The organism is Moorella mulderi DSM 14980 (genome assembly GCF_001594015.1).
Lineage (GTDB): Bacteria > Bacillota > DSM-521 > Neomoorellales > Neomoorellaceae > Neomoorella > Neomoorella mulderi.
In genome coordinates this window covers 1-5,964 of the sequence record NZ_LTBC01000030.1, presented here as the reverse complement: position 1 = coordinate 5,964, position 5,964 = coordinate 1, and the positions used below count along the sequence as shown (strand labels likewise).

5 protein-coding genes and 1 pseudogene are annotated in these 5,964 nt (G+C 44.6%); all 6 read left to right on the top strand.

The features are described 5' to 3' along the window. Positions 1–150: 150 nt before the first annotated feature. The gene (locus MOMUL_RS14925; protein ID WP_062286179.1) at positions 151–597 is read left to right on the top strand and encodes a tripartite tricarboxylate transporter TctB family protein; all 447 of its coding nucleotides are present in this window, start codon (positions 151–153) and stop codon (positions 595–597) included. 25 nt (positions 598–622) lie between these two features. Continuing rightward, positions 623–2,131, top strand: coding sequence for a tripartite tricarboxylate transporter permease (locus MOMUL_RS14920; RefSeq protein WP_153018454.1), 1,509 nt, complete (start codon positions 623–625; stop codon positions 2,129–2,131). Between the two features lie 97 nt (positions 2,132–2,228). Next, positions 2,229–3,230 (top strand): tripartite tricarboxylate transporter substrate binding protein, encoded by a 1,002-nt coding sequence (locus MOMUL_RS14915; protein ID WP_062286177.1) that lies wholly within the window; start codon positions 2,229–2,231, stop codon positions 3,228–3,230. A 265-nt stretch (positions 3,231–3,495) separates the two neighbouring features. After that, on the top strand, positions 3,496–5,331 hold the full coding sequence (locus MOMUL_RS15425; RefSeq protein ID WP_064774459.1) for an IclR family transcriptional regulator domain-containing protein: 1,836 nt from the start codon (positions 3,496–3,498) through the stop codon (positions 5,329–5,331). Between the two features lie 32 nt (positions 5,332–5,363). Then, positions 5,364–5,561, top strand: a complete 198-nt coding sequence (locus tag MOMUL_RS14905; RefSeq protein ID WP_161485040.1) for a hypothetical protein — start codon at positions 5,364–5,366, stop codon at positions 5,559–5,561. A gap of 150 nt (positions 5,562–5,711) precedes the next feature. Continuing rightward, a pseudogene (locus MOMUL_RS14900) lies at positions 5,712–5,964 on the top strand (fumarylacetoacetate hydrolase family protein); the annotation flags it as partial.

Genomic DNA, 5,964 nt, shown 5'->3' with positions numbered 1-5,964 from the left:
AAAGCGGTAGAGAAGTGGGCCAGGATTTAGTGATAGTTATTTTGGCTTAGGTGGGTTACTGGTGACGGCCGCGCAGGAGTATCTCCTGGGTGGTCGTCACCAACCCAATCCCACCGGAGGGTGGCGTAGATTTCCACCGGGAGGATGGCCATGAAAATTAAAAGCAAGATTGATTTTGTTGTCGCTTTGCTTCTGCTGGGAGTGAGTTGGTTAGCAGTAGTAGGTACCACAGATATCAGTAATGTTACTCAAAGAATAGAAATGATGGGACCAGCGTTTTTGCCGCGTCTAATGGCTGCTTTTATCGCTGTTTGTGCTATTTTGCTCATGGGCATGTCGTTTATAAGTAAAGAGCCGACCCAATTGCAGCAACCTTTGAGTCAGGTCAAAAACCTCTTACCGGTTGCCCTGGGAATGCTGGCTTTCATCTATGTAATTAAATACCTGGGTTTTATTCTAACTACTTTAGTATTTATGGCAGGTTTTCAGCTTTTTCTGGGTGAGAGAAACTGGGTTAAACTGGGAACTATTTCGTTAGCTTTTTCCATGGTAATTTACTATATCTTTACGGTTTTTTTACGAGTTCAGTTTACCTAGTCGATTTTAGAAGGGAGTTGCCGAAGTGAGCGCAGCCCTCCTTTCCGGCCTTTCGCAAGCATTATCGCTAGAGGCTTTATTAATGACTTTGATAGGGGTAGTTGCGGGAATTACCGTAGGTGCGATACCCGGGTTAACGGCGACCATGGCCGTCGCTGTTCTGGTACCGTTTACTTTTAATATGGATGCGGTACTTGGGTTAGCCATGTTGTTAGGAATTTATGTCGGTGGAATTTATGGAGGTTCAATATCAGCAATTTTATTGCGCATCCCTGGCACGCCTTCATCGATTATGACAGCGCGGGACGGTTACCCGCTGACACAAAAAGGGGAAGCTGGTAGGGCCATTGGTATTTCCACTTTTTCTTCGTTTTCAGGTGGCACCCTGGGTATTATTGCCTTAATGATCGCGGCTCCTTTAATTACACCTATTTCTTTAAAATTCAGCGCTCCGGAACTATTTATGGTGGCTCTTTGGGGCCTCAGCTGCCTGGCTGATGTAAGCGGAAAAAATTTAGTAATTGGGTTAATTTCAGCCGCCTTAGGGATACTTTTAGGTACCGTTGGCATGGACCCCCTGGTAGGGGCGCCACGTTTGACTTTTGGAGTTTCAGAACTCTTCAGTGGCTTTGAGTTTGTACCGGTAATGATTGGACTTCTCGGATTACCTGAGATTTTCCGGCAGATAGCGTCCATGGAAAAAACCAAACTGGATACCAGTATAATACAAAAGCTAAAAAGAGTTATCCCTACCTGGGCCGATATTGTACGTATTAAAGCAACAATTTTACGTGGAACCCTTATAGGACTCTGGGTAGGGGTACTACCGGGTTCTACTGGTGGGAATATGTCATCCATTATGGCCTACAACTACGAAGTTAAGGTCTCCAAAGAGAAGGAGAAGTTTGGCACGGGACATATCGAAGGTATAGCAGCATCAGAATCAGCTAACAATGCCTGTGTTGGTGGCAACTTGATTCCACTCCTTACCTTGGGTATTCCGGGGGACTCCGTAACGGCCATTCTCATCGGAGCTTTTATGATCCATAACATCCAGCCGGGACCCATGCTGTATCGTAATAACCCAGAAATAGTTTACGCTATCTACGCCAGCCTTTGGGTAGCCCATCTTTTCATGCTGATAGTAGGTTTGTTTGCAGCCCGCATTTTTGTAAGGGCCATCTCCATTTCCAAGGTCCAGCTTATTCCTATGATTTTAGTTTTAATGATAGCCGGTGCTTACTCTGTTAACAATAACTTTTTTGATGTTATTGTTATGCTGGTATTTGGGGTTATTGGTTACATGATGGAAAATATCGATATGCCTGTAGCTCCCATGGTTTTGGGTCTTGTCCTTGGCCCGATAGTAGAAGTGAACTTACGAACAGCACTGGTTATGTCTAAAGGTGACTTCAGCATCTTCTTTACGCGGCCCATCTGCGTTGCTTTTTGGGTCCTGATTGCCCTTACTCTGTTAGGTCCACGCATCGCTGATTTTTTGAAGCGTAAAAGAATGCAGGCTATGGCCGGTTAGGCGGTAGTATGGTAGGGGGGAGGGTAGCGATGATAAGAAAACCGCCGCTTATAACGGCCTGAGTTTTAAATCTAAGAATGGGAGGAGAGGAGAAGTCATGAGGAATATCTCTAAAAAAGCAGGGATCATAATAGCTCTGCTGACACTAAGTTTGATTTTCAGCATGGCATTGGCGGGTTGCGGTAAGAGTGAACAAAATAAAGAAGTAAAATGGCCTGAGAAGCCAGTAACGGTTATTGTACCTTACGGTCCTGGTGGTGGGGCTGACCAGGTGGCTCGTATCCTTGCAGGCATCGCTGAGAAAAAGACGGGTGTTAAATTTACAGTGGTTAATAAGACCGGTGCCGTAGGTTCCACCGGTTTGCTCGAGCTTTCCAAGGCAAATCCTGACGGTTACACCATTGGGATTATGCCGTCCAATATTTCTACTTATAAAGTGGCGGGCATTGCCCCGTTGACCCATGAAGACTTTAAACTAGCCATTGCTGTTAACTATGACGCTTGTGCCCTGATTGTCAGGAAGGATTCTGGGTGGAATACTTTTGAGGACTTCAAAAAAGCTGCTCAAACTAAAGAACTTAAAGTTGCTACGGGTTCTCCCGGCGGTCTCTGGCATCTCGGTGTAATAGAGTTGGAAAACAAAACGGGGCTAAAATTTAATACCGTTCCCATGTCTACTGGTGGCGCCCCAGCAGGTGTCCAGTTACTGGGTGGGCATGTTGACGCCATCGTCATTGGACCCAACGAAGCTGCCTCCCAGATAAAATCTGGTGACTTCAAAATATTAGCGGTTATGGCGCCTGAGCGCAGTGAAAACTTCAAAGATGTCCCGACCTTCAAAGAGCTGGGCTATGATATTGATGTTCGTTCGGTAAGGGGTATCGCCGCTCCCAAAGGTACACCTGATGATATTGTTAAAAAAATACATGATATTTTTAAGGAAGCTGCCCAGGACCAGCAATATAAGGATTACATGAAGAACAGTTTGTCCAATGCAACTTATATGAGCACCGAGGAATACACCAAGTACGCTGCAAATGAACTTATTTCTTATAGCGAGTTAATGAAGAAAGCCGGGTTGGCAAAAGAGGGTAAATAACAACTAAACATTTAAACGGTGGGAAAGTTCCTTTCTTTCCCACCGTTTACTAGTACTATATGTTGATTAAGGAGTGAATTTTTAATATGCCGTAAATTATCTCATTGGGAGAACCCATGCTTGAGTGAAGGTGCTACACCTACTCGTGCCCAGGTCGAAGAGTTTTTAGCCACCCTTGAAAAATAATAAGTATATGTATTATGATTTTAGTAGATGTTCTTAACCAGGTACTCGTACTAATGTACGAGTGCGGGAGGTAAATCAGGTGCCAACGGAAGTAATAAACTTAGTAAGATCAGTAGAACGTTCCCTAACAATTATCGAAGCTCTAGCCGAAGAACGGGGGCGGCCCAAAGGTATCACGGAAATTGCCCAAAAACTCAAGTTAGGGAAAAGTACCGTCCATCGCTTACTGGGGACCTTGCAGGAAAAAGGTTATGTAGAACAGGACCCAGAAAGCGAAAAATACAAGCTAGGGCTTAAATTAGTTGAGCTAGGGAACATTGTATTGCACAATCTTGAACTACGAAGCCAGGCTGCACCTTGTCTTAAACGATTAATGGAAAGAAGTGGCCAGACTGTACATCTGGCTATCCTGGATCAGGGCGACATCGTTTATATTGATAAAGTAGAAAGCATGGGGTCCATTAAAATGGCCTCCTATATTGGCCTGCGTGGTTACGTTCATAGCACTGCTTTAGGCAAAGCTATTGCAGCCTTTTTACCGGAAGAACAAGTAAAGCATATTCTTGAAACTAAAGGTATGCCACGATTGACACCGAATACCATAACTTCTTTCTCCGAATTTAAAGCTCACTTAGAGCGAGTGCGGCAGCAAGGCTATGCAGTAGATGATATTGAAAATGAGGAAGCCATTAGGTGCATAGCTGCCCCTGTATTTAATTACTCGGGCACAGTAGTGGCAGCTGTCAGTATATCCGGGACGGTATTGCAGGTAACAATAGACCGGGTAGCCGAATTGGCCCAAATGGTGGTCGAGTGTGCCGAAGAAATATCTACTCGCCTGGGCTATCTAGGTAAACAAATGGCTGCGACTGTAGAAATGCAATCATATTCCACTTTTCCATCACTAAAAACGTCTCGTAATGAACTTTTCAATATTAATAATACCCCTTCAAAGAAGTTACCGCTTACGGTAGTCGTAGGGACTCCCCTAGGACATGTCGTTTCGTTTGCTGGGGTAGAAAAAGGCATCTTCGAAAACTACGGGATTGATTTAAGAATAAATATTGTTCCAAGCGGCTTCCACCAAATTAATGCCATAGAAAGTGAAGAGGCCCAATTTGGCCAAGCCGGTGTGGTCCCTATTGCATTAATGAAGGCCAAGGGAGCCAGTGTTATTGGCCTGGGTCTTTTACAAGGAGCTGCCTATACTGAAAAAATTGATCATGACCAGGCAATAGTAGCCCGGAAAGATTCCGGTATTCGCGAACAACACCCGGAAGATTTAGCAGGTAAGATTGTTGGTGTCCCGCTGGGCACAGTAGCCCACGAATATCTTCGAGCAGTATTAGCAAGCAAAAACATTCCTGAACATGAAGTACAACTGGTTGACCTGCGGGATTTGGAGTTAACCCAGGCACTGGGAGAAGGGTTGGTAGATGCTATAGTATGCTGGGAAGCCTTCCCTAGCTGCACATTAAAAAAAGTTCCCGGCTCCTATTTGGTGCAGCGGGGTGGAGGTTATATTGCCCGGTATAGTGTAAATATTACTCGTGATAAATACCTAAAGAAACACCCGGAAATAGTCGAACTTTATATAACTGCTTTCTGCGAGGCCAGCCAGTGGGTAAGGCAACATCTAGACGAGGCGGCTACCATTGCTAGCCGGTGGATTTCCGATCTTGACCCGGCTGTAGCTAGAGCAGCAATTAAAAATATATCCTTTGACCCCAGGATCTCAAAGTTTACCTTTGCTGGTATTAAAGATTCTATTGATTTTCTTGTTAAGACGAAAAAAATCGATGGGAATTTGGAAGTTAAAAGTCTTATCAATGCCGAGACTATGTTGCGGGTCATGAAGAAACGAACAGACTTATTCAATGACTTACCATTAATACCCAAGGAAGCTATCCTGTGAACCTCCGCCGTGACCAACCCGGCGCGGCTTCTGTGGCTCAGGTGCTGGTTGTGGTGCCTGCCGTAGCACTCACCGCTGCGGTTGGTCCGGCAGCAAATTACATTAGAAATGATTTATTGTTCCCTGCCAGGGAAAACAGCTCCACAATATGGAATAGAGGCTGGGATGATATAAAGCTTAATAATTTTTTTTGGTTTTTAGAAGGATTTTTAGGGGAAATGCAGAATTAATAACTAAGAAAATAGACCAATGTTCCATCAAACGGAACATTGGTCGACAAAGAAAAAAGAAATCTGCTTTGCTGATAGACGGAAAGAAGTATATGTAAGCAATCAAAATCTATGCACCTTTTAAGAAAACCAAAAAGGAGGTTCACATAAATGAAAACAGAATTAAAACTAGGTACCTTTAGGTTTCCGGGACAGGCTGGCCCGCGAGCTGGCTCGGTAGTAGGTGAAAACCAGGTAGTAGACCTTAACCTGGCGTATGCTGCTTACCTGTCCAGCAAAGAACTAGCGACGCAGCCCTACCAGTTAGCCGATGCTGTGGTACCAACGGAGATGGTAGCCTTCTTAAAAGGAGGCAGCCAGGCAATAGAGGCAGCCAGGAAAGCGGTAGATTATGTAAAGAGCA

What these genes read in the sequence shown, in the direction of transcription:
- MOMUL_RS14925 (WP_062286179.1), top strand. Translation starts at nt 151, where the DNA reads ATGAAAATTAAAAGCAAGATTGATTTTGTTGTCGCTTTGCTTCTGCTG.
- MOMUL_RS14915 (WP_062286177.1), top strand. Translation starts at nt 2,229, where the DNA reads ATGAGGAATATCTCTAAAAAAGCAGGGATCATAATAGCTCTGCTGACA.